The following is a 497-nucleotide window of genomic DNA, read 5'->3' on the forward strand; positions in this document are numbered from 1 at the left end:
ACGCTGTTCTACGGCTCGGACGGCGACTACTTCGTCGGCGACCTGACCCGCGATCTGATGTTCACGGTCTACGGCGCCAAGTTCGCCCGTGTCCGCACCGAGGTCCAGCTGCAGTCGGTGTCGCTGTCCGGCGGACTGACCGACCTGGCCATCGCGGCGCAGCACGTGGTGCCGGAAGGCACCGAGCTGCGCTACGAGATCCAGCCCTCCGGCTCGGGTGCCTGGTACCCGCTGGGCGATCCGTCGCTGGTGCTGTCCACCGGCCCGAACCTGGTCAACCTGCGCGCGGTGCTGCTCGGGACTTCAGACCTGGCGCCGGCCTTCGTGCTGACCAACAACGCGATCCAGGCGAGCCGGCCGGACACCAGCTTCGTGCATTGGTCCACTGCCCGCAGCGTGGCGTCCACCACCTCGGTGACGCTCAAGCTGCTGGTGGCGCACTGGGACGCCGCCAACCATACCTTGACGCCCCGGATCGTGACCGGCGGCAGCAACGA

The 497-nt window shown here is 68.6% G+C and carries 1 protein-coding gene; it reads left to right on the forward strand.

Annotated elements, in window-relative coordinates; genetic code table 11:
• Nucleotides 1-497: hypothetical protein (locus tag ACSHWJ_RS15985; protein WP_432540111.1), on the forward strand; the 497-nt coding region annotated here is incomplete at both ends.

This window comes from Methylococcus sp. S1M (genome assembly GCF_051295855.1).
In the GTDB taxonomy this organism is placed as follows: Bacteria; Pseudomonadota; Gammaproteobacteria; order Methylococcales; family Methylococcaceae; genus Methylococcus; species Methylococcus capsulatus.